General features: G+C 55.1%; 18 protein-coding genes. 5 read left to right on the forward strand and 13 right to left on the reverse strand.

Going from position 1 to position 20401, the window contains the following annotated elements; genetic code table 11:
• Positions 1 to 30 precede the first annotated feature (30 nt).
• Both M987_RS06345 and M987_RS06350 read right to left on the reverse strand, forming a co-directional pair.
• Entirely contained in the window at positions 31 to 1734 is a 1704-nt protein-coding gene (locus M987_RS06345) for an AsmA family protein (protein ID WP_014068332.1), read from the reverse strand.
• Positions 1735 to 1853: 119 nt separating this feature from the next.
• Positions 1854 to 3245, reverse strand: a complete 1392-nt coding sequence (locus M987_RS06350; RefSeq protein WP_014068333.1) for a nucleobase:cation symporter-2 family protein — start codon at positions 3243 to 3245, stop codon at positions 1854 to 1856.
• Positions 3246 to 3470: 225 nt separating this feature from the next.
• On the opposite strand from M987_RS06350, the gene gltS reads away from it, so the two are divergent.
• Positions 3471 to 4673, forward strand: a complete 1203-nt coding sequence (gene gltS, locus M987_RS06355; RefSeq protein WP_014068334.1) for a sodium/glutamate symporter — start codon at positions 3471 to 3473, stop codon at positions 4671 to 4673.
• 2 nt (positions 4674 to 4675) lie between these two features.
• Here gltS and recG read toward each other — a convergent pair whose 3' ends face one another.
• From recG to gmk, 5 genes are read right to left on the reverse strand one after another with little or no spacing between them, the layout of a single operon-like run.
• Complete coding sequence (recG, locus tag M987_RS06360; RefSeq protein WP_014068335.1) at positions 4676 to 6757, reverse strand: ATP-dependent DNA helicase RecG; 2082 nt, start codon at positions 6755 to 6757, stop codon at positions 4676 to 4678.
• A gap of 3 nt (positions 6758 to 6760) precedes the next feature.
• A complete protein-coding gene (trmH, locus tag M987_RS06365) occupies positions 6761 to 7450 on the reverse strand; it encodes a tRNA (guanosine(18)-2'-O)-methyltransferase TrmH (RefSeq protein WP_014068336.1) in 690 nt (229 codons plus the stop codon).
• 4 nt (positions 7451 to 7454) lie between these two features.
• Positions 7455 to 9569, reverse strand: coding sequence for a bifunctional GTP diphosphokinase/guanosine-3',5'-bis pyrophosphate 3'-pyrophosphohydrolase (gene spoT / locus M987_RS06370; RefSeq protein ID WP_014068337.1), 2115 nt, complete (start codon positions 9567 to 9569; stop codon positions 7455 to 7457).
• Positions 9570 to 9588: 19 nt separating this feature from the next.
• Complete coding sequence (gene rpoZ / locus M987_RS06375) at positions 9589 to 9864, reverse strand: DNA-directed RNA polymerase subunit omega (RefSeq protein WP_000135058.1); 276 nt, start codon at positions 9862 to 9864, stop codon at positions 9589 to 9591.
• A 54-nt stretch (positions 9865 to 9918) separates the two neighbouring features.
• Positions 9919 to 10542 carry a guanylate kinase gene (gmk, locus tag M987_RS06380; RefSeq protein WP_014068338.1) on the reverse strand — a complete coding sequence of 208 codons (624 nt, stop codon included), beginning with the start codon at positions 10540 to 10542 and terminating at the stop codon, positions 9919 to 9921.
• A gap of 251 nt (positions 10543 to 10793) precedes the next feature.
• Between gmk and ligB the strand changes: the two genes are divergently transcribed.
• A complete protein-coding gene (ligB, locus tag M987_RS06385) occupies positions 10794 to 12464 on the forward strand; it encodes an NAD-dependent DNA ligase LigB (protein WP_014068339.1) in 1671 nt (556 codons plus the stop codon).
• A gap of 1 nt (position 12465) precedes the next feature.
• Here ligB and M987_RS06390 read toward each other — a convergent pair whose 3' ends face one another.
• Both M987_RS06390 and M987_RS06395 read right to left on the reverse strand, forming a co-directional pair.
• Complete coding sequence (locus tag M987_RS06390) at positions 12466 to 13083, reverse strand: trimeric intracellular cation channel family protein (RefSeq protein ID WP_014068340.1); 618 nt, start codon at positions 13081 to 13083, stop codon at positions 12466 to 12468.
• Positions 13084 to 13287: 204 nt separating this feature from the next.
• The gene (locus tag M987_RS06395) at positions 13288 to 14196 is read right to left on the reverse strand and encodes a LysR family transcriptional regulator (RefSeq protein ID WP_014068341.1); all 909 of its coding nucleotides are present in this window, start codon (positions 14194 to 14196) and stop codon (positions 13288 to 13290) included.
• A 92-nt stretch (positions 14197 to 14288) separates the two neighbouring features.
• Here M987_RS06395 and M987_RS06400 point away from each other — a divergent pair, with 92 nt between their 5' ends.
• A complete protein-coding gene (locus M987_RS06400; protein ID WP_014068342.1) occupies positions 14289 to 15302 on the forward strand; it encodes a zinc-dependent alcohol dehydrogenase family protein in 1014 nt (337 codons plus the stop codon).
• Positions 15303 to 15365: 63 nt separating this feature from the next.
• Here the strand turns inward: M987_RS06400 and M987_RS06405 are convergent, their stop codons facing one another.
• From M987_RS06405 to M987_RS06415, 3 genes are all read right to left on the reverse strand, one after another.
• Positions 15366 to 16424, reverse strand: coding sequence for a bifunctional transcriptional activator/DNA repair enzyme AdaA (locus M987_RS06405; protein ID WP_014068343.1), 1059 nt, complete (start codon positions 16422 to 16424; stop codon positions 15366 to 15368).
• A complete protein-coding gene (locus M987_RS06410) occupies positions 16408 to 17172 on the reverse strand; it encodes an isocitrate lyase/PEP mutase family protein (RefSeq protein ID WP_014068344.1) in 765 nt (254 codons plus the stop codon). The genes M987_RS06405 and M987_RS06410 overlap by 17 nt, the downstream gene beginning before the upstream one ends.
• Positions 17173 to 17318: 146 nt before the next feature.
• The gene (locus tag M987_RS06415; RefSeq protein WP_014068345.1) at positions 17319 to 18182 is read right to left on the reverse strand and encodes a YicC/YloC family endoribonuclease; all 864 of its coding nucleotides are present in this window, start codon (positions 18180 to 18182) and stop codon (positions 17319 to 17321) included.
• 125 nt (positions 18183 to 18307) lie between these two features.
• Here M987_RS06415 and rph point away from each other — a divergent pair, with 125 nt between their 5' ends.
• Both rph and pyrE read left to right on the forward strand, forming a co-directional pair.
• A complete protein-coding gene (gene rph / locus M987_RS06420; protein WP_014068346.1) occupies positions 18308 to 19024 on the forward strand; it encodes a ribonuclease PH in 717 nt (238 codons plus the stop codon).
• A gap of 72 nt (positions 19025 to 19096) precedes the next feature.
• Positions 19097 to 19738, forward strand: a complete 642-nt coding sequence (gene pyrE, locus M987_RS06425) for an orotate phosphoribosyltransferase (protein WP_014068347.1) — start codon at positions 19097 to 19099, stop codon at positions 19736 to 19738.
• Positions 19739 to 19778: 40 nt separating this feature from the next.
• Here pyrE and slmA read toward each other — a convergent pair whose 3' ends face one another.
• Positions 19779 to 20375, reverse strand: a complete 597-nt coding sequence (gene slmA, locus M987_RS06430) for a nucleoid occlusion factor SlmA (RefSeq protein WP_014068348.1) — start codon at positions 20373 to 20375, stop codon at positions 19779 to 19781.
• Positions 20376 to 20401 lie beyond the last annotated feature (26 nt).

Genomic DNA, 20401 nt, shown 5'->3' on the forward strand with positions numbered 1-20401 from the left:
GGCGAGGGAAGGGTTTGCACCCTCTCCCTTTCAGGGAGAGGGCTGGGGTGAGGGTGGTGCTGAAACCACCCCGCCCGTCATGGTCTGCTGCACCTGCTGCTTATCCATATTCACCGCATTCAGCTTTCCGTTAACGGTTGGCTTCAGCGGGGCTTTGTCCTGCACGCTGCCGCTAGCGGTCAGCTGTACATTGCCATCCCCCGCAATCGGCAGTGCTGGCCAGCCCCAGTGTTCGATCACGTTCAGCGGCACGCCTCGCCCGTTCAGGCTGACTGTGGTTTGCCGTGGCGGCAGCTGTGAAACCGTTGCGGTGGCCTCCAGAATACCTTTCTCGGTAAAGGCGCTCAGCTCGCTGATGTTAACCGTCGATGCGTTGGCGTTCAGCGTGAGCGACGGACGCCGCACGTCCACGCGATTAAAGGTCGCCGCTGCGCCATTCAGCGTTGCGCTGCCGCTCCACACGCCCCACTGGCGGTCTTTCGCCAGTTGCAGGTTCGCGCCGTAGCCGTCCAGAGAGGTGACTTGCCACGGGAAGGCTGGATCGATATCAATCACCAGGTTGCGGCTCAGGCCGAATTTTTTCAGCGTCACGCTGTTCAGCCATTCCGGAAGCGAGTCCATCCACAGGGTTTTCCAGTTCTGCGGCAGAGTGTATTCCAGCCCGGCAATGGCGGCATCGTCCAGCACCAGCGATTTGCTGTCGCGCTGCCAGTTGCCGGAGGTACGTACCATGCCGCCCTCCCAGCGAGAGGTAAACTGGCGCAGCGCAATGCCCTGCGGGGCGAATTCTGCATTCAGGATCGGGTCAAACAGATGCACAGAGCCATAGATAAACTCACTGGCGTTCATCGATAACCGCCCCTCCTGGCTTTGCCAGTCGCCTTTGCTCAGGGTCAGGTTGCGCAAGCTTAAATCGAGATCGGTCACTGCCCAGTCCGGGCCTTGCAGGCGGGCATCGGTCACCTCCAGTCGGCCAATCTGCAAGGAAGGCAGCGTGGTAACAGGGGCAAAGAAATCCATCAGTGATTTATCGCTTTGCAGGCGGATGTCATTCAGGCGCATGGAGTCGATAATCCAGCTGCCATCGGCGTTACGCAGGGCAGAGCCGGTAAGCGAGCCACGCGCCATATCCGCGCCAATGGTGTTCAGCACCACCTCTTTACCGTTGAGCTGCCCCTGGATCAGCACGTTACTGGCTGGCACGCCATTCAGGGTGAGCGACCCTGCACTCATCTGGATCTGCGCGTTTTTACCCAGCACGTTACCTGCCTCTGGCTGCCACGGGCTCACGCCGCCCGTCACTTTCTGCGCGCTCAGATCCCAGTCGGTATTTGGGCTGTTAAAGGCCATGTTGTTTAACTGCAAACGGTCTGCCTGGAAGGGCAGAGGTGCCGTTTGCGGAGAGAGATTTAGCGTTCCGTCATACAGGGTGATGGTATCCATGTGCAGCGGATCGGTTATCTGGCGGCTGCTTAAACCGATATCCACTTTTTTCGCAACCAGCGTGGCGGGCTTGCCGTCGCGGCCAAAGGTGATGTTTTCCAGAATGATGTGGGAAGGTGACGAGAAGCGGTGATCCATCTGGTCGAAACTGAGTTCGTAATCGGTATTGACCGTGACCCAGCTACTGACCTCAGACGCACCCCAGCGAGTCTGGAGCAGGAAATAGAACGCCAGAACCACAATTAACAGGGCTATCAGAAGATAAACAAGCAGCTTTCCAATAAATTTCATGGTCTTCCATCCCGCGAAACGCACATAAAGGAGTTATGCACGATTTATGCGCAATGCTCAAGGCGGGAATGGTGTAATTAGATGTCACGGCAGGCATTGACTGCCTGCCGTGATGGCGATCAATTTTTTTCAGGCGGGAAAACGAGGTTCAGTACGATGGCCGTAATACCGCCAGCCGCGATGCCGGAAGAGAGCAGGTTTTTCAGCCAGTCCGGGGCGAACTGCAGGATCAGTGGCTGCTGAGACACGCCCAGGCCGACAGCCAGAGACAGCGCGATAATCATGATCGCGCGGCGGTTCAGCGGCTCGCGCGAGACAATGCGCACACCTGATGCGGCGATAGTCCCGAACATCACAAGCGTAGCGCCGCCAAGCACGGGTTCAGGAATGTGCTGCACAAAACCACTCACCGCCGGGAACAGGCCGAGTACGATCAGCATCAGCGCCACCACAAAACCAACGTAACGGCTGGCAACGCCGGTCAGCTGGATCACGCCGTTATTCTGGCCGAAGCAGGAGTTCGGGAAGGTGTTGAACACCGCAGAGACAAACGAGTTCAGGCCGTTTGCCAGCACGCCGCCCTTCAGGCGTTTCATGTACAGCGGGCCAGAAACCGGCTGCTCAGAGACATCAGACGTCGCCGTGATATCACCGATGGTTTCCAGCGAGGTGATCATAAAGACCAGCATCAGTGGCACCAGCAGACTCCAGTCAATGCCCAGGCCGTAGTACAGCGGGGTCGGGATGGTGATGAATGCACTGCTGGCTGGCGCAGTATTTTCCGGCAGCATCCCCAGTGCCCATGCCAGCAGATAACCGGCCGCCATGGCGATCACCAGTGACGCGACGCGCAGGTAAGGGTTGCGCTGACGGTTAAGCAGAATAATGATCGCCAGCACAACGCCTGCCAGCAGCAGGTTTTTCGGTGCGCCGAAGGTGTGGTCGGCCATTGCGCCATAACCGCCGCCGATGGAGGTCAGGCCAACCTGAATCAGAGACAGGCCGATAATCATCACCACCACGCCGGATACCAGCGGGGTGATCACACGGCGCGCCAGGTGCAGTACGCGGGAGATAACCATTTCCGTGCAGCTTGCCAGCATCAGCGTGCCGAACAGCGCCGCCATCATGGTCGGGACATCCGCACCACCGGTTTTCAGCGCTGTGCCGCCCATAATCAGCGGTGCCACAAAGTTAAAACTGGTGCCCTGAATCGACAGCAAACCCGATCCCACCGGACCCCACGCTTTAATCTGAATAATCGAGGCCACGCCAGAGGCGAACAGGGACATGCTGATGATGTGTTGTGTGTCCTGAGCCGGTAAACCAAGCGCCTGGCAAATCAGCAGAGCCGGCGTGATCACCGCAACAAACATCGCCAGTAAATGCTGACAGGCGGCGAACAAGGTTTGAGGCAGCGGTGGGCGATCTTCAAGGCGGTAGATCAATTCACTGTTTCGCGACTGCGCAATCGGTTGCGCATCGGGAGACTCTATGGTGTTAACGGACATCGGCAGCAATCCCACGGTAGAAAAGCGGGCATTTTATCTGACCAGTTGGTAAAAGCAAACGATTGCCAGCAAAAAAAGATAAGAAAATCTGCCTCCGCGGGCACCTTTTCTACACCCCATCAGGGAAAAAAATTACACTTTTTGCGCTGGTGGCTCATGACGAGCGCAAACCAGCCAGGATAACGCCGCGTGTGAATGGAATACGCGCAGAATAAGGAGCCTTCTATGATTCACCTCGATACGTTGTCGACCCTTGTTGCCGCAACGCTGGTCTTACTGCTTGGCCGTAAACTGGTACACAGTGTTTCCCTTCTCAAGAAGTACACCATTCCTGAACCCGTTGCCGGTGGATTACTGGTGGCGCTGGCCCTGCTGGTGCTGAAAAAAAGCATGGGCTGGGAAATCGATTTTGATATGTCCCTGAAAGATCCCCTGATGCTGGCTTTCTTTGCCACCATCGGCCTGAATGCCAACCTGGCGAGCCTGCGTGCGGGCGGTAAAGTGCTGGGTGTGTTTCTGATTGTGGTGGTAGGGCTGTTATTGATGCAAAACGCCATCGGTATCGGCATGGCGACGTTGCTGGGGCTGGATCCGCTGATGGGGCTGCTGGCAGGGTCAATCACGCTGTCTGGCGGACATGGCACCGGTGCCGCGTGGAGCAAGCTGTTTATTGAGCGTTACGGCTTTGAAAACGCAACGGAAGTGGCAATGGCCTGCGCAACCTTCGGCCTGGTACTGGGCGGGTTGATTGGCGGCCCGGTGGCGCGCTATCTGGTGAAACACTCCACAACGCCAGACGGCAGGCCGGACGATGAACTGATGCCCACGGCGTTTGAAAAACCGGATGTCGGGCGCAGTATCACCTCGCTGGTGCTAATTGAAACCATTGCGATGATTGCCATCTGCCTGACCGTGGGCAAAGTGGTTGCGCAATGGCTGGCGGGTTCGGCGTTTGAACTGCCGACCTTTGTGTGCGTGTTGTTTGTCGGGGTGGTGCTGAGTAACGGCCTGGCTGCAATGGGCTTCTACCGCGTGTTCGAACGCGCCGTTTCGGTGCTTGGCAACGTCTGCCTGTCGCTGTTCCTCGCGATGGCGCTGATGAGCCTCAAGCTGTGGGAGCTGGCCTCTCTGGCGCTGCCGATGGTCGCCATTCTGGCGGTCCAGGCCATATTTATGGCCCTGTATGCCATGTTTGTCACCTGGCGCATGATGGGTAAAAACTACGATGCCGCGGTACTGGCTGCGGGGCATTGCGGGTTTGGTCTGGGAGCGACACCCACCGCTATCGCCAACATGCAGGCGATCACCGAGCGATTCGGGCCTTCTCATATGGCATTTCTGGTGGTTCCGATGGTCGGGGCGTTCTTTATTGATATCGTCAACGCGCTGGTGATCAAGCTGTACCTGATGCTGCCAATGTTTGCCTGATATCAGGCGTTGGAATAGCGCTCGGTTTCAGGCATCCAGCGTTCAATAAGCGCTTTTGCCTGGTCCGGGTAGCGTTCATGAATATGGCGGGCAAGGCGCTGAACTTCGGGGATCATGGCCTGATCGCGCAACAGGTCGGCCACTTTGAATTCGGCGTTCCCCGTCTGACGGGTACCCAGCAATTCTCCCGGGCCGCGGATCTCCAGATCTTTTTGCGCAATCACGAAGCCATCGTTGCTGTCGCGTAATACCTGTAAACGCATTTGTGCCGTTTTCGAAAGCGGGGCTTTGTAGAGCAATACGCAGTGGGAAGCCACGGCTCCGCGCCCGACGCGGCCACGCAGCTGGTGGAGTTGCGCAAGGCCAAGACGTTCCGGGTTTTCAATGATCATCAGGCTGGAGTTCGGAACATCCACGCCCACTTCGATGACCGTGGTGGCAATCAGCAAATGCAAATCACCCTGTTTGAATGACTGCATTACTGCCTGTTTTTCGGCGGGCTTCATGCGCCCGTGAACCAGACCCACGTTCAGCTCTGGCAGGGCCAGCTTCAGTTCTTCCCACGTTGCCTCTGCCGCTTGCGCTTCAAGCAGTTCTGACTCTTCAATCAGCGTGCAGACCCAGTACGCCTGGCGGCCTTCCTGAGTACAGGCGTTGCGTACGCGGTCGATGATATCGCTGCGGCGCGTGTCCGGGATGGCAACCGTGGTGACCGGCGTACGGCCCGGCGGCAGCTCGTCGATAGTCGACGTATCCAGATCGGCGTAGGCGGTCATCGCCAGGGTGCGGGGGATCGGTGTTGCAGTCATGATCAGCTGATGCGGATGGAAGCCCTGCTGAAGGCCCTTTTCCCACAGCGCCAGACGCTGATGCACACCAAAACGGTGTTGTTCGTCGATGATCACCAGGGCCAGGCCATTAAACTGCACCTGCTCCTGGAAGATAGCGTGTGTGCCCACAATCATCTGCACTTCACCGCTGGCAATCGCGTCCTGTTGCGCAAGGCGCGCTTTGCCCTTTTGCTTACCGGCGAGCCAGCCGACTTCAACGCCAAGCGGGGCAAACCAGTTGCGGAAGTTGTTTGCGTGTTGCTCTGCAAGAAGTTCGGTAGGCGCCATCAGCGCCACCTGTTTGCCGTGGGCAATCGCACGCAGGGCGGCCAGTGCAGCAACCAGCGTTTTACCGGAACCCACGTCACCCTGAACCAGACGCATCATTGGCACATCAAGCGCCATATCACGTTCAATTTCGGCGACAACGCGCGCCTGTGCGCCTGTCGGTTTAAACGGCAGTGATGCCAGCAGCTTATCTTTTAAATCATCACGGGCGCTTAACGGCTGAGCATGGAAGCGCTGCGCGCCCGCCCGCAGTGCCAGCATACTCAGGTTATGCGCCAGTAATTCTTCAAGGATAAGCCGCCGCTGTGCCGGATGCTGGCCGCTTTCGAAATCACTGAGTTGTAGCGATGGAGGCGGGCGATGCAGCGTATGCAGCGCTTGCGGCAGGCTCATCATCCCCTGCGCCAGCTCAGGCGGCAGCAGTTCGGCTATGGCGCAGGTATCGAGTAATTCCAGCGCCTGATCGGTGAGCTTACGCAACGTGGCCTGTTTGATGCCTTCGGTGGTCGGGTAAACTGGAGTGAGCGTTTCCTGTAGCTCCGGCGTGCTGAGATCGCCCTGCACACGGTATTCAGGGTGGATCATCTCCGCGCCGTATTTACCACGTTTGGCTTCCCCATACGCGAGCACACGCCGGCCAGTGGCCAGGCTGTTTTTCATTGCTGCGCTGAAGTTGAAAAAGCGCATGGTGAGGATGCCGGTACCGTCGCTTATCTGGCAGGTCATCATCCGGCGACCGCCGAAAGTGATGTTGCAGTTCAGCACTTCGCCTTCAACCGTGGCGTAAATCGCGGGAAGGAGATCGCCAATTTTATACAGCTGGGTGCGGTCTTCGTAACGCAGGGGGAGGTGAAGCAGGAGATCCTGCACAGTGTGCAGGCCAATTTTCGCCAGTTTGCTGCTTTGCGCCGCACCCACACCTGTCAGCGTATTGAGCGGAATGGCATCCAGCAGGCGGCCTTTCATGGGTTATCCTGCGTACTGCATGGTGGACCACCACTCGGCATCGGCTTCGATTTCGCCCTGCGCGTTGACGTGGGGGTACGGTAATTTTTTCTGTTTCGCCACGCGGGCCAGCACCGGATAGCCGCCTTCAAACAGCAGGCGTTGCTGTTCGTCTTCCGGCAACATGCTGTTGCTGCGTTTATACATTCCGGCGTTCTGACGCTGGCGTTGCGCTTCATAAAGAATGAGCGCAGATGCCACGGAGACGTTCAGTGATTGCACCATGCCGATCATCGGGATGATGATGTCCTGATCCGCCAGATCCAGTGCTTCTTGCGAGATCCCGGTTTTTTCCTGACCCATCAGAATGCAGGTTGGGCGGGTGTAATCTATCTCGCGGAAGTCGACGGCTTTATCGGACAGGTTGGTGGCCAGGACCTGCATCCCGCGCCCTTTCAGGTGCGATACGGCTTCGCCGATGGTCTGATGGTTTTTCACTGATACCCAGCTGTTGCTGCCTGCTGCTGCGGATACCATGTTGCGCATCCGGGAACCCGGCCAGACGGCGTGCACTTCATGCACGCCCACGGCATCGGCGGTACGGACAATCGCAGAGACGTTATGAGGTTTATGGACCTGCTCCATGCAGACCGTCAGGTCCGGTTGGCGCCTGGCGAGCATCTCGCAGATACGTGCATAACGTTGTGCATTCATAAAACTAGTTTCTGTTTCGGGTGACTTTAATCACGTCCGGCATTACGCGGATTTTGCGCATAATGTTTGCCAGATGCACGCGGTCACGGGCCGTCAGGCGGATAAAGGCGCTGTAAACACGGCCATCTTTTTCTTCGGTATTCAGGCTCTGAATATTTGAAGATGCCGTGTTGATCGCGGCCGTCAGGTTAGCCAGTGCACCCTGGTGGTTGAACATATCCACCTTAATTTCGGTGATAAATTCCTGCGCTGTCTCTTTATCCCACTCCACCGCCATGAACTTCTCTGGCTCTTTCTGGTAGCCACGGATGTTACGGCAGGATTCGTGATGGATAACCAGGCCTTTGCCCGGGCTGACGTGCGCAATAATCGGATCGCCCGGGATCGGTCGGCAGCATTTGGCGAAGGTGATAAGCACCCCGTCCGCGCCTTTGATCGGCAAGTGACCGTGGCCTTGCGTAGTGGATGGCGCAGCAGAGGCATCACCTTGTTGCAGGTTTTTCGCAACGACCACGCTCATGGCGTTGCCGAGGCCGATTTCTGCCAGCAGGTCATCAAGTGACGCAAGCTTCATGCGCTCCAGCTCGCGCTGGATGTTCTCTTTCGGGATCTCCGCAAGCTTACGGCTGCCACCCAACGCGTGGTTGAGCAGACGACGGCCCAGGCTTACCGAATCATCGCGTTTGAGGTTTTTCAGCAGCTGGCGAATTTTGGCACGTGCTTTGGAGCTGACGACAAAGTTCAGCCATGCCGCATTCGGACGTGCGCCCGGCGCGGTGATAATTTCCACCGTCTGACCACTTGAAAGCGGCTGAGACAGCGGGTAAGGCTGTCTGTCGACACGTGCGCCAACACAGGCATGACCGATATCGGTATGGACTGCGTAAGCGAAGTCGACCGGTGTTGCACCAGCAGGCAGCTCGACAATGCGCCCCTCTGGTGTGAAAACGTAAATCTCATCCGGGAAGAGATCGGATTTAACGCTCTCGATAAATTCAAACGAGCTACCGGCGCTCTGTTGCAGTTCGAGCAGGCTCTGCATCCAGCGTTGCGCGCGGATCTGTGCGGTGGTGCTGCTTTCGCCGCCGTGCTCTTTATACGCCCAGTGTGCCGCGACACCCATTTCTGCCATCTGGTCCATGTCTTCGGTGCGGATCTGCACTTCAACAGGCACGCCATGAGGGCCGATCATTGAGGTATGCAAAGATTGATAGCCGTTCGCTTTTGGAATGGCAATGTAGTCTTTGACGCGACCAGGACGAGGTTTGTAGAGGCTGTGCATCTGGCCCAGTACGCGATAGCAGGTATCGGCATCGTGCACGATGACGCGGAACGCGTAGATGTCCATGATCGAGTGAAAACGCTGCTCTTTAAGCACCATTTTGCAGTAGATGGAGTACAGATGTTTTTCGCGACCGCTGACACGGCACGGAATTCCCGCTTCCTGTAAACGCCCTTCAATTTCAGAGAGGATTTTTTGAATCATCTCTTTACGGTTACCGCGTGCGGCTTTCACCACCTCTTTAATCACGCGATAGCGGTTTGGGTACAACGCTTCAAAACCCAGCTCTTCCAGCTCGGTTTTAATGTGATGGATACCTAAACGGTGCGCCAGCGGGCTATAGATTTCGAGGGTTTCACGGGCAATGCGGCGACGTTTATCCGGGCGGAGTGAGCCCAGCGTGCGCATATTGTGGGTACGGTCAGCGAGTTTGATGAGTATGACGCGGATATCCTGCACCATCGCCATAATCATCTTGCGGAAGTTTTCGGCTTGCGCCTCTTTCTTGTCGCGGAATTTCAGCTTATCAAGCTTAGACACCCCTTCCACCAGTTCGGCAACGCTTTTGCCAAACAGTTGTTCCATATCCTGGTAGGTGGCGGGGGTATCTTCGATCACGTCATGCAGCAGCGCGGCCATCAGCGTTTCGTAGTCGAGTTTCATCTCGGCCAGAATACAGGCCACCGCTACCGGGTGCGTGATATAGGGTTCACCGCTTGAACGTGTCTGGCCCTCGTGAGCGTCACGTGCAACGAGATACGCCTGCTGGAGACGCTTAATTTGGTCTTCCGGCAGGTAGTGTTGAATCAGCTGATTCAGGCTTTCAAACAGATACAAGGGCGACCCGCAGGTTTAATTAACGACGACCTTCAGCAATGGCGGTTACGGCCTGCAGTTCTGCGGCTTCCTGCTCTTGCTGCTCCTGGCGCTCACGCACGTCGAGGATCTGGTTGTTGATCAGACCTTCTTCGATTTCGCGAAGTGCAATAACGGTGGTTTTATCGTTTTCTTCCGGTACCAGCGGATCTTTGCCGCCTACCTGCATCTGACGAGCGCGACGCGCGGCGACCAGCACCAGGTCAAAACGGTTACCAATTTTCTCTACAGCGTCCTGAACAGTTACGCGTGCCATACTTAAAATGCTCCACAGGTGAAGAAATGACTGGGCATGATACTGAAAGTGGGTTCAGTCTGCCAACAGTTTGGTGATTAATGCGTCATGTCGCTGCTTCTGGCGGCTCATACGCAGACGTTCTGCGCGAAGAATGGTTTTGAGATCGCTCAGTGCGGCATCAAAATCATCATTCACAATAAGGTAATCATATTCCGCGTAATGGCTCATTTCTGCAACTGCCTGTTCCATACGCTTTGCGATCACGTCTTCGCTGTCCTGACCACGGCCACGCAGACGGCGATCCAGCTCATCTTTCGATGGCGGTAAAATAAAGATGCTGCGCGAATCGGGCATTTTCTTGCGGATTTGCGCTGCACCCTGCCAGTCGATATCCAGGAACACATTTACGCCAGTTGCCAGAACCTGCTCAATGGTTTCACGCGAGGTCCCGTAGTAGTTACCGAAAACTTCCGCATGTTCAAGAAACGCGTCTCTGGCGATCATCGCTCTGAATTCATCGTGATCCACAAAGAAATAATGTTCACCGTGTACTTCACCCGGACGCGGTTGACGCGTGGTGTGTGAAACAGAAACCTGCGTGTCGTACAACGGTTGGGTTTTTAACAGTGCCTGAATAAGGCTGGATTTACCCGCGCCACTAGGGGCAGAAACAATATAAAGCGTGCCTTGAGCCATGAGAGTCTTTTGTATGTGTTAGCGAAGAAGTCCTACATACGGGCTTATTATACACGTCGCCGCCCTGTGACGTAGCCTTTGTCACACTTTTTCACCTGGATTATTGAATTTTGCGTAACGTTTTCCGGTTTTACATACGGTTTGCTGCAACGGCAATAAATCCTGGATAACGGTTCGCAGGTTGGTGTTTTGACGTTAGTACCCTGACGCGTATCGCGTTATACCTCTGGCCATTCAATGGAGGTGTAGCGATGTGGCGATGGATAAGCGGGATGATGTTGCTGTGGTGCGGGTATGGCGTGGCAGTTTGCCCAGTCTGGCCGCCAGCAAAAGCAGACAAAGAAATAGCGACGCTCAGTGCGCAGCTTAAGCGCTGGAACGATGCGTACTGGCAACAAGGCAGCAGCCCGGTCAGCGATGAAGTCTACGATCAGCTCACTGCACGGCTGAAACAGTGGCAGCGTTGCTTTGGCAGCGAACCTGCGGATGTGGCGATCCCCGTGCTGGCGGGGAATATTCAGCATCCTGTTTCCCATACAGGGGTACAAAAAGTGGCGCATAAAGCGGCGCTTCGCCAGTGGATGCAGGTGCGCGGCGATCTCTGGGTGCAGCCAAAAGTCGACGGTGTGGCGGTGACGCTGGTCTATCGCAACGGGGTGTTAACCCAGGCAATTAGCCGTGGGGACGGCAACAAAGGGGAAGACTGGACTGAGCAGGTTCGCGCAATACCGTCGGTTCCTGGTCACCTGCAAGGCACACTGGCGAACAGCGTGTTGCAGGGCGAGTTATTCCTTCTGAGCGATAACCATATTCAAAAGCTGATGGGCGGCATGAATGCCCGGGCAAAAGTCGCCGGTGCCCTGATGCGAAAAACCGACAAACTGCAATTAAGCCGTATTGGTGTGTTTATCTGGGCCTGGCCGGATGGTCCGGCAACGATGCCGCAGCGTCTTACGGCGTTAAAAGAGGCTGGGTTCCCCCTGACGGCACGCTATACGCTGCCCGTCCGCTCAGTGGATGAAGTCGAGAAGCAACGTGCGCAGTGGCTCAGTTCCCCGCTCCCGTTTGCCACTGATGGTATTGTCGTTCGTTCAGCGAATGAGCCTCCGGGTGAACGCTGGCTGCCCGGAGAAGGGCACTGGGTGGTAGCATGGAAATATGAGCCGGTTTCGCAGGTTGCGGAGGTAAGGGATATCCGTTTCACCGTGGGAAGAACGGGCAAGATTTCGGTTATTGCCGCGCTGGAGCCCGTGCAACTGGACGACAAACGTGTTCGACGGGTTAACCTGGGCTCTGTGGCCCGCTGGCAGGAACTGGATATTGCCCCAGGGGATCAGATCCTGGTGAGCCTTGCCGGGCAGGGAATTCCCCGGATTGATAAAGTTGTCTGGCGGGGGCCGCTTCGACAGAAACCCAATCCGCCACCCTCAAACTATCATTCACTGACCTGCTTCTACGCATCACCGGAGTGCATGGAGCAGTTCATAGCCCGGCTGACGTGGTTAAGTTCAAAACCGGTGCTGGATATTGAAGGCGTGGGGGAGTCTGCCTGGAGAACGCTTTATCAGACTCACCATTTTGACCATATTTTTTCGTGGCTTTCGTTAACCCAGGCGCAGTTACAGGCAACGCCGGGGTTCTCTGACGCGCGTGGATTGGCGGTATGGCATCGGTTTAACCTGACACGCGAACGGTCATTTATTCGTTGGGTCACGGCGATGGGGATCCCGCTGCCTCAGGCTTCACTGAAAGCGGCCACAGGTTTGTCGTGGCAGGAAATAAGCCAGCGTAATACTACGTACTGGCGAGCGTTACCGGGGACAGGAGAAGAAAAAGCGCGCCAAATCGTTAACTGGCTGCGTCAACCCGATGTTGCTGCGCTGGCAAAATGGCTTGCAGAGCAGCACATCAACGGATTTTAAGTCAGTGCGCGTTGTGCTTGTAATGAAAAACGGGCAGGCCGAGTTTCAGGCGCAGCGCCAGCATCCGGGCGGTAAAGCCAAACAGCAGCGTGGAGATAACCACCACATCGTGATTAGACACGTAATGCTGCAACGCAACGTAGAGCACCGCTGCGGCAAAGGATATCCCGGCATACAGCTCTTTCTGGAACACTAACGGAATGCGTTTGCAGAACATATCGCGCAGCACGCCGCCGAACACCCCCGTGACCACGGCAGCGATAATGGCAATAACCGGGCCTTCACCCATATCCAGCGCGATTTGGGCGCCAATAATCGAAAAGACGATAAGCCCAAGCGCATCCAGCACCAGAAACAACCGGCGCAGATGGGGCATGACGGGGGCGACAATCGTGGTTAACACCGCGGCCGTTGCCACAATAATCACGTATTCAGGGTTTTTCACCCAGCCAAGTGGGTAATGGCCCAGCAGAATATCGCGCACGGAGCCACCGCCGAGTGCGGTGGCGGTGGCGATAATGATCACGCCGAAAGTATCCATGCGGCGACGTCCGGCAGCGAGTGCGCCGGTCATGGCTTCTGCGGTGATCCCGATAAGATAAAGAATGTGAAGCAGCATATAACCTCCGGTGTGAAGGCGTGGAGGTTAGCGATTTGTGCGCAATATCACGATTGAGATTTTCTAAGGTGAAGTGTTTTTGATAATTTTTAGTAATGAATAATTATTGAATTTAAATAATTCAATATATTGTTTTATATGGATTATATTTCCGTATTAAGTCTGTATTTACTGAGCGCTTAGTTTATTTTTTACCTATAAAAACTAATCCTTTAAGGCGATGCGAAGTGGCAGTTTCTCGCGCAGGCGATCGACAGCAATACGAACCTTGAGCGGTAGCCAGCGCGTTTTTGGCCAAACCGCATGAATAGGAAGCCGGACTCCGGCTGTATCGGGAAGGATCTGAACCAGACGTTTACTGTGCAGTCGTTCGTTAATGAGCCAGTAAGGAAGCCAGGCAATCCCGTCCCCGGCTTCAGCGGCATCGGCAATCGCATCCAGATCGTCCATAAACAGGCGTCCTTCAGGTCTGAAACGTTCCATCTGCCCCTGGATTGTGAGTTGCCACTCCAGTGGTCTGGATTTGTTCATGTAATAAATCGCCTGATGTTGCAGAAGCTTGTCAGGTGAATCCGGTGTGCCATATCGGGCCAGGTAAGATGGTGCCGCGCAAAGCCGCATGTCGTGCCACGATAGCTGGCGAGCAACCAGTTCGCCGCTATCTTCCAGCTGACCATTACGTACGGCGAAGTCGAAACCTTCGTCCACCAGATTAATCACGCGATCGCTAAAGGAGAGTTCCAGAATCAGTTCGGGATGCTCCCGAGCCAGCTCCATTAATACAGGCGCCACACAGCGACGCCCAAACAACACGGGCAAGGATACGCGTAGGCGCCCGCGTAAAACCTGTTTGCCGCTTTCCAGAAGCGCTTGTGCTGATTCCATTTCGCCATGAGCGCGTTGAGCGTGTTCAAGAAGAAGCTCACCCTCAGCCGTCAGCGTTTGGCTGCGGGTGGTGCGCTGAAACAGCCTGACCCCGAGCCTGCTTTCGAGCCGTGCGATGCTTTTACCCACAGCAGAGCGCGACAGATGTAGCCGCTCCGCTGCCCTGGCAAAGCTGCCGCTTTCAACCACTTGCAGGAAAAGGTCGATACCATCAAACCGGTTAAGCATTGTCGCTCCTGAGGCACCAATATGAGGAAAAAGTATCAGCACTGTTGAGTTAATTGCAACGTTATCCTTGTTCCATCGTTTAGCAAATAAGAATGAAAAAGATGAAGTACTGGACAATGAACTCAGCCGGACGCGATAAACTCTCTCTTCAGACACAAACGCTGACAGCGCCGGGGCCGCATGAGGTGCGTGTCAGGGTTAACGCAGTTGCCCTGAACTATCGCGATAAGCTGATTATTGAAGGCGCTATGCCTGCTGTTTTCCCGCTGACGCCAGCGTCGGATATGGCCGGCGTTGTTGAAGCGGTGGGGGATAACGTAAGCCAGTTTACGCCAGGCGATCGGGTTATCTCTTCATTTTTCCCTGACTGGATCGAGGGTAAACGTCCTGGCAGCGCAGGTAAGCCTCACGGTGCAGCACTTGGTGGCGCGTATCCCGGAATGCTGGCGCAACAGATTGTGGTCAACGAAAACTGGCTGGTGGCCTCACCTGAAAGCCTCAGTGATGTTGAAGCGAGTACGCTGCCCTGTGCGGGGTTGACGGCCTGGTTTGCCCTGGTGGAGCAGGGGCAACTAAAAGCGGGGGATTCGGTTCTGGTCCAGGGTACAGGGGGCGTTGCCCTGTTCGCCCTGCAAATCGCCAAAGCTCAGGGAGCGACGGTTTACGTGACCTCATCTGGCGAGGACAAACTCGCAAGCGCGAAGGCACTGGGCGCCGATTTTGGCATAAACCGGCTTCAGGGCGACTGGGTTGAGCAGGTACTGGAGCTTAGCCACCATCGGGGTATTGATCATGTGGTGGATACGGTGGGTGGCTCAAACGTCGCGCGCTCTGTCGCCGTTGTTGCCCCCGGAGGACGCGTGTCGCTGATTGGTGTGCTGGAAGGATCCAATATCGTTGTACCGGGTGGGCTGATGTTGATGAAGTCTGCTGTGATTCAGGGCATTGGTGTGGGTCACCGCAGGGCATTGGCCGACCTTGTTCATGCTGTGGATGCTACACGTATCAAACCTGTAATCGACAGCACCTGGACGCTGGAACAACTCCCTGAAGCACTGGCGCGGCTGGACAGCGGACCATTTGGCAAGATTGTGGTTACGCTATAAAAAAAGCCCCTCTGGGGCTTTTTTCTGACCGCGATATACCGCCTGGCGGGTACAACGGAATGCTCAGAGATGCGCTTTCCTGATTTTATCTTCGTGGCTAATCAACCACGCTTTACGCGCAATTCCCCCGCCGTAACCGGTCATAGAGCCATCCTTGCCAATAATGCGATGGCACGGGATAACAATCGCGACACGATTCGCGCCATTCGCTGAGGCAACAGCGCGCACGGCAGTCGGTTTGCCAATCTCCGTCGCAAGGGCCTGATAATGTGCGGTATCACCAAACGAAATGCCCTGTAATCCCTCCCAGACGCTTCGCTGGAACTCGCTGCCGGGTGTATCAAGCGGCACATCGAATGATTGCCGCACGCCGGCAAAGTATTCCCCCATTTCTTTCTCAGCCTGGCGGGTATGGGCGTTTTCCCCTGCGATAATGTTCGCATTGAACAGGTGTTGCAGATCCCTGAATTCGGTTTCCAGCGCCCGACGGTCGACAAATTCCAGCAGACAAACCCCGCGCTCAGTGGCGCAGACAAACATTGGGCCCAGAGGGGTGGTAAAGCGATGAATGAGGATTATCTCTTTGCGTGTGCCGGGTGAGGAGCCTGTCAGTTTTTTACAGGTGTAGCCAAAACCGCTTAAGGATCCGTAACCATTGTCGAACGCAACCTCGGTTGTTGAACGACCGGTTTTTAGCTCCTGTAGCGCCACGTTAACCCGCTGCATCCGCTGAAAGGCCTGAAACGTTATCCCGTGGTTTTGCAGGAACCAGCGCCGTACCCGCTCCGGGCTGATGCCGTTCTGACGCAGTTCAGTATCGCTGATGCGTTCTTTGGGTTGTACGCGTAGCAGCTTTAGCGCGTGTTCAATGAAATCGGGCGCAGTACTGGCGTTCTCTGTTGGGCGACACACCTTGCACGGGCGAAACCCGGCATCCAGAGCGGATTTAAAGTCAGTATAAAATTCAACATTCTCTCGCTTTGGCTTTCGCGCGCGGCATACCGAGATGCAAAACACGCCGGTGGTTTTAACGCCCACGAAAAAAACGCCGGTAAATTCTTCTGCACGGTTGAGTAATGCCTGATACCAGATATCGCACTGGGTATTATCGGTTATTTTCATGGTCAAAAACGTCCGAGAAAGAGTGGTTTGCCTGAATCTTACAGAGTAAATCTGTGAGCCGCGTTTGCAGGTTAGCATGGATAAAATTACCCATCGAAATGCGCTTTACACCCAGTGAGGACAGAGTCCTGAAATCTGGCAGTGAAGGCATACACATCACGTTTAAAGGTACTGCGATTTCGCTGGCAAGGGCGGCAATATCGTCAGAACGGGTCACGCAAGGGACAAATAATCCATGTGCGCCCTGCTCGGTATATAACCGGCCACGATAGAGCGTCTCTTCCAGCGTATTTTCACAATTCAGTAAAAACGTATCGGTACGCACATTAAAAAACATACCGGGACAGGCCAGAGTCAGCTCGCGCAGCTTGTCGGCAAAGTGTATTGCATCCACCAGGCTGCGTTCGTGATTGATAACCCGGCTGTCTTCAATATTGATCCCCACTACGCCCAGGTGCGCCAGGCGGTGAATATTATCAATCACCTGGTCAGTGGTATCGCCGTAACCAGCTTCAAGATCCACGCTTAAGGGCAACTCTGTAACTGTTTTGATACGGGAAACGATAAAGAACAACTCGTCAAAACTCATGCCTTCGCCGTCTTCGTACCCTAACATCGTGGCAATAGCGGCGCTGGACGTACCCAGTGCTTCATATCCCGCCTGTTCAGCGGCGAGAGCACTGCTGGCATCCCAGACGTTGGCGATAAGCAATGGCTGGGGCTGATGGTGAAGTGCGTTGAAGTCCATGATTTTCTCCTGTTGTGATGTGCAGTATGAATGTGCCGCGTCAGGCACAGCTCTCACAACCGAAAATCGGACGAGCATTTTTTCGAGGGCTCAAAATGAAAAAGGCCACTGTTTACAGTGGCCTTTTCTCACGTGACTGCGGGAGATTATTCGATGTTCTGGATCTGCTCGCGCATCTGCTCAATAAGCACTTTCAGCTCAATGGCAGAATTAGTGACGTCGGAATTGATGGATTTAGACGCCAGGGTGTTCGACTCGCGGTTAAACTCCTGCATCATAAAATCGAGGCGACGACCTACAGCTTCTTTTTTCTTCAGAATGTTGTAGGTTTCTTTCACGTGCGCTTCCAGACGGTCCAGCTCTTCTGCAACGTCCACGCGCTGCGCCATCAGCACCAGCTCTTGTTCCAGACGGTTGTTTTCTAACTGAACTTCGGCTTCTTCCAGTTTCGCCACCAGGCGCTCGCGCTGCCATTGCAGCACTTCTGGCATATGGGCACGGACTTTGGTGACTTCGGTGCTGACACCTTCAAGGCGTTGCTCAATCAGGGCTTTCAGCGCCTGACCTTCCGTTTCACGGGCAACGATAAAGTCATCCAGGGTGCCATCGAGAGCGGCAAGGATTTCCGCAGCGATAGCATCCAGATCCTGTTCACCGGCGGCCATGACGCCAGGCCAGCGCAGAATATCAACCGGATTGATTTCGCCTTCATCACTCTGCATTTTGACCCAGTTCGCCGCATTGACGAGCTGTTTTGCCAGTTTTTCGTTGAGGATCAGTTCGCCCTGCGCGCTGGCATCGGGCTCAAAACGCAGGTTACATTCTACTTTACCGCGCGTCAGGCGAGTACGGATACGCTCACGCACAACAGGCTCAAGGCTGCGGAACTGCTCCGGCATACGGAAATAAGTTTCCAGGTAGCGCTGGTTTACCGAGCGCATTTCCCAGGTCGCGCTGCCCCAGCTGCCCTTGATTTCACGCCGGGCGTAGGCGGTCATACTGCGGATCATAGACATTCCCGTTTTTAAAGGAGAGATGGGGGGATTATAGCTTTCAGGACTTTGTCAGGATAGGAATAAGCGCGTTTAATCCGTATAATGCGCAGCCACATTCGTTTCAAGCCGGAGAATTCATCATGCGTCCAGCAGGTCGTAGCGCCAATCAGGTGCGCCCCGTCACCCTGACCCGTAACTATACAAAACACGCTGAAGGCTCCGTGCTGGTTGAATTTGGTGATACCAAAGTTCTGTGCACCGCGTCCATCGAAGAAGGTGTACCGCGTTTCCTGAAAGGTCAGGGCCAGGGCTGGATCACCGCGGAATACGGCATGTTGCCGCGTTCAACCCATACCCGTAACGCGCGTGAAGCGGCGAAGGGCAAGCAGGGCGGCCGTACTATGGAAATTCAGCGCCTGATCGCACGTGCGCTGCGCGCCGCTGTAGATCTGAAAACGCTGGGTGAGTTCACCATTACCCTGGACTGCGATGTTATCCAGGCCGACGGCGGTACGCGTACGGCGTCCATCACCGGTGCCTGTGTTGCACTGGCCGATGCCCTGAATAATCTGGTTGCTGCGGGCAAGCTGAAAACCAACCCACTGAAAGGGATGGTTGCTGCGGTTTCTGTGGGTATCGTGAATGGCGAAGCGCTTTGCGACCTGGAATACGTTGAAGATTCCGCCGCAGAAACCGACATGAACGTGGTCATGACCGAAGATGGTCGAATTATTGAAGTGCAGGGCACGGCAGAAGGCGAGCCGTTCACTCACGAAGAGCTTCTTACCTTGCTGGCTTTGGCCCGAGGGGGAATCGAATCCATTGTAACGACGCAGAAGGCGGCGTTAGAAAATTGATTTTAAAGGCGACTGATGAGTCGCCTTTTTTTTGTCCGTAGAAAAACAAAAAGTCATTTGAGGAGTAAGCCCATGAAACCGTATCAGCGCCAGTTTATTGAGTTTGCGCTTAACAAGCAGGTACTTAAGTTTGGCGAATTTACGCTGAAATCCGGGCGCAAAAGCCCCTATTTCTTCAATGCCGGGCTGTTTAATACCGGGCGTGATCTGGCACTGTTAGGCCGTTTCTACGCAGAAGCGCTGGTGGATTCAGGGATTGATTTCGACCTGCTGTTTGGCCCGGCTTACAAAGGTATCCCGATTGCGACGACTACCGCTGTTGCGCTTGCGGAACACCACGACCGCGATGTGCCGTACTGCTTTAACCGTAAAGAGGCCAAAACCCACGGTGAAGGTGGCAACCTGGTGGGCAGTGCGCTGCAAGGCCGTGTGATGCTGGTAGACGATGTGATCACTGCGGGTACAGCGATCCGCGAATCAATGGAAATCATCCAGGCAAACGGCGCAACGCTTGCGGGCGTGCTGATCTCTCTGGATCGTCAGGAGCGTGGACGCGGCGAAATTTCTGCTATTCAGGAAGTGGAGCGTGATTACGGCTGCAAAGTGACGTCAATCATCACCCTGAAAGACCTGATTGCGTATCTGGAAGAAAAACCAGAGATGGCGGACCATCTGGTATCGGTGCGTGCGTATCGGGAAGCGTTCGGCGTGTAATTCAATTGCCCGGTGACGTAACGCTCACCGGGCCTGAATACTACTGCAATTGCGCCGCTACTAACGGCCATCGGGCGTCAAAATCGTCCGTTGGGCTGTATTTGAATTCGCTGCGCACAAAGCGGGAGAGCATACCCTCGCAAAACGCCAGAATCTGGCTTGCCAGCAGCGTTTCGTCAGTGACATACCCCTCACCTTCGCGCATTTTCTTCTCTCGCAGTACCTGGCGCAGCTGCGCTTCGATGCGTTCAAAGAGCTGATTAATGCGGCCCTGGAGTCTGTCCTGTTCAAACATCAGTGCGTGGCCCGTCAGAATGCGGGTTAAACCTGGGTTACGTTCGCCAAAACCCAGAATCAACAGCACAATCAGACGCAGACGCGCGGTGGTGTCTTTCTCATCTTTCAGAATCAGGTTGATGCGCGTGATCAGGCTGTCTTCGATAAACTCGATCAGGCTGTCAAACATCCGGGTTTTGCTGGGAAAATGACGGTATAGCGCTGCCTCTGACACGCCAACAGAAGCGGCCAGTTTTGCAGTGGTGATGCGTTGACTGCCATCGCTGGATTCAAGCATCAGAGCCAGAGATTGAAGTATTTCTTCGCGACGATTCCTTTTCGCAGTTTGTTTTTCTGCCATGTTACAAAATACCCCTGAAAATAATC

The organism is Enterobacter soli ATCC BAA-2102 (assembly GCF_001654845.1).
Lineage (GTDB): Bacteria > Pseudomonadota > Gammaproteobacteria > Enterobacterales > Enterobacteriaceae > Enterobacter > Enterobacter soli.

Bases quoted from the DNA above. Each gene is read 5' to 3' on its own strand.
- pyrE (WP_014068347.1), top strand. From the start codon at position 19,097: ATGAAACCGTATCAGCGCCAGTTTATTGAGTTTGCGCTTAACAAGCAG.
- recG (WP_014068335.1), bottom strand. From the start codon at position 6,757: ATGAAAGGCCGCCTGCTGGATGCCATTCCGCTCAATACGCTGACAGGT.
- M987_RS06395 (WP_014068341.1), bottom strand. From the start codon at position 14,196: ATGCTTAACCGGTTTGATGGTATCGACCTTTTCCTGCAAGTGGTTGAA.
- M987_RS06400 (WP_014068342.1), top strand. From the start codon at position 14,289: ATGAAAAAGATGAAGTACTGGACAATGAACTCAGCCGGACGCGATAAA.
- M987_RS06390 (WP_014068340.1), bottom strand. From the start codon at position 13,083: ATGCTGCTTCACATTCTTTATCTTATCGGGATCACCGCAGAAGCCATG.
- gltS (WP_014068334.1), top strand. From the start codon at position 3,471: ATGATTCACCTCGATACGTTGTCGACCCTTGTTGCCGCAACGCTGGTC.
- rpoZ (WP_000135058.1), bottom strand. From the start codon at position 9,864: ATGGCACGCGTAACTGTTCAGGACGCTGTAGAGAAAATTGGTAACCGT.
- slmA (WP_014068348.1), bottom strand. From the start codon at position 20,375: ATGGCAGAAAAACAAACTGCGAAAAGGAATCGTCGCGAAGAAATACTT.
- trmH (WP_014068336.1), bottom strand. From the start codon at position 7,450: ATGAATGCACAACGTTATGCACGTATCTGCGAGATGCTCGCCAGGCGC.
- M987_RS06345 (WP_014068332.1), bottom strand. From the start codon at position 1,734: ATGAAATTTATTGGAAAGCTGCTTGTTTATCTTCTGATAGCCCTGTTA.
- rph (WP_014068346.1), top strand. From the start codon at position 18,308: ATGCGTCCAGCAGGTCGTAGCGCCAATCAGGTGCGCCCCGTCACCCTG.
- M987_RS06350 (WP_014068333.1), bottom strand. From the start codon at position 3,245: ATGTCCGTTAACACCATAGAGTCTCCCGATGCGCAACCGATTGCGCAG.
- M987_RS06410 (WP_014068344.1), bottom strand. From the start codon at position 17,172: ATGGACTTCAACGCACTTCACCATCAGCCCCAGCCATTGCTTATCGCC.
- M987_RS06415 (WP_014068345.1), bottom strand. From the start codon at position 18,182: ATGATCCGCAGTATGACCGCCTACGCCCGGCGTGAAATCAAGGGCAGC.
- ligB (WP_014068339.1), top strand. From the start codon at position 10,794: ATGTGGCGATGGATAAGCGGGATGATGTTGCTGTGGTGCGGGTATGGC.
- gmk (WP_014068338.1), bottom strand. From the start codon at position 10,542: ATGGCTCAAGGCACGCTTTATATTGTTTCTGCCCCTAGTGGCGCGGGT.
- M987_RS06405 (WP_014068343.1), bottom strand. From the start codon at position 16,424: ATGAAAATAACCGATAATACCCAGTGCGATATCTGGTATCAGGCATTA.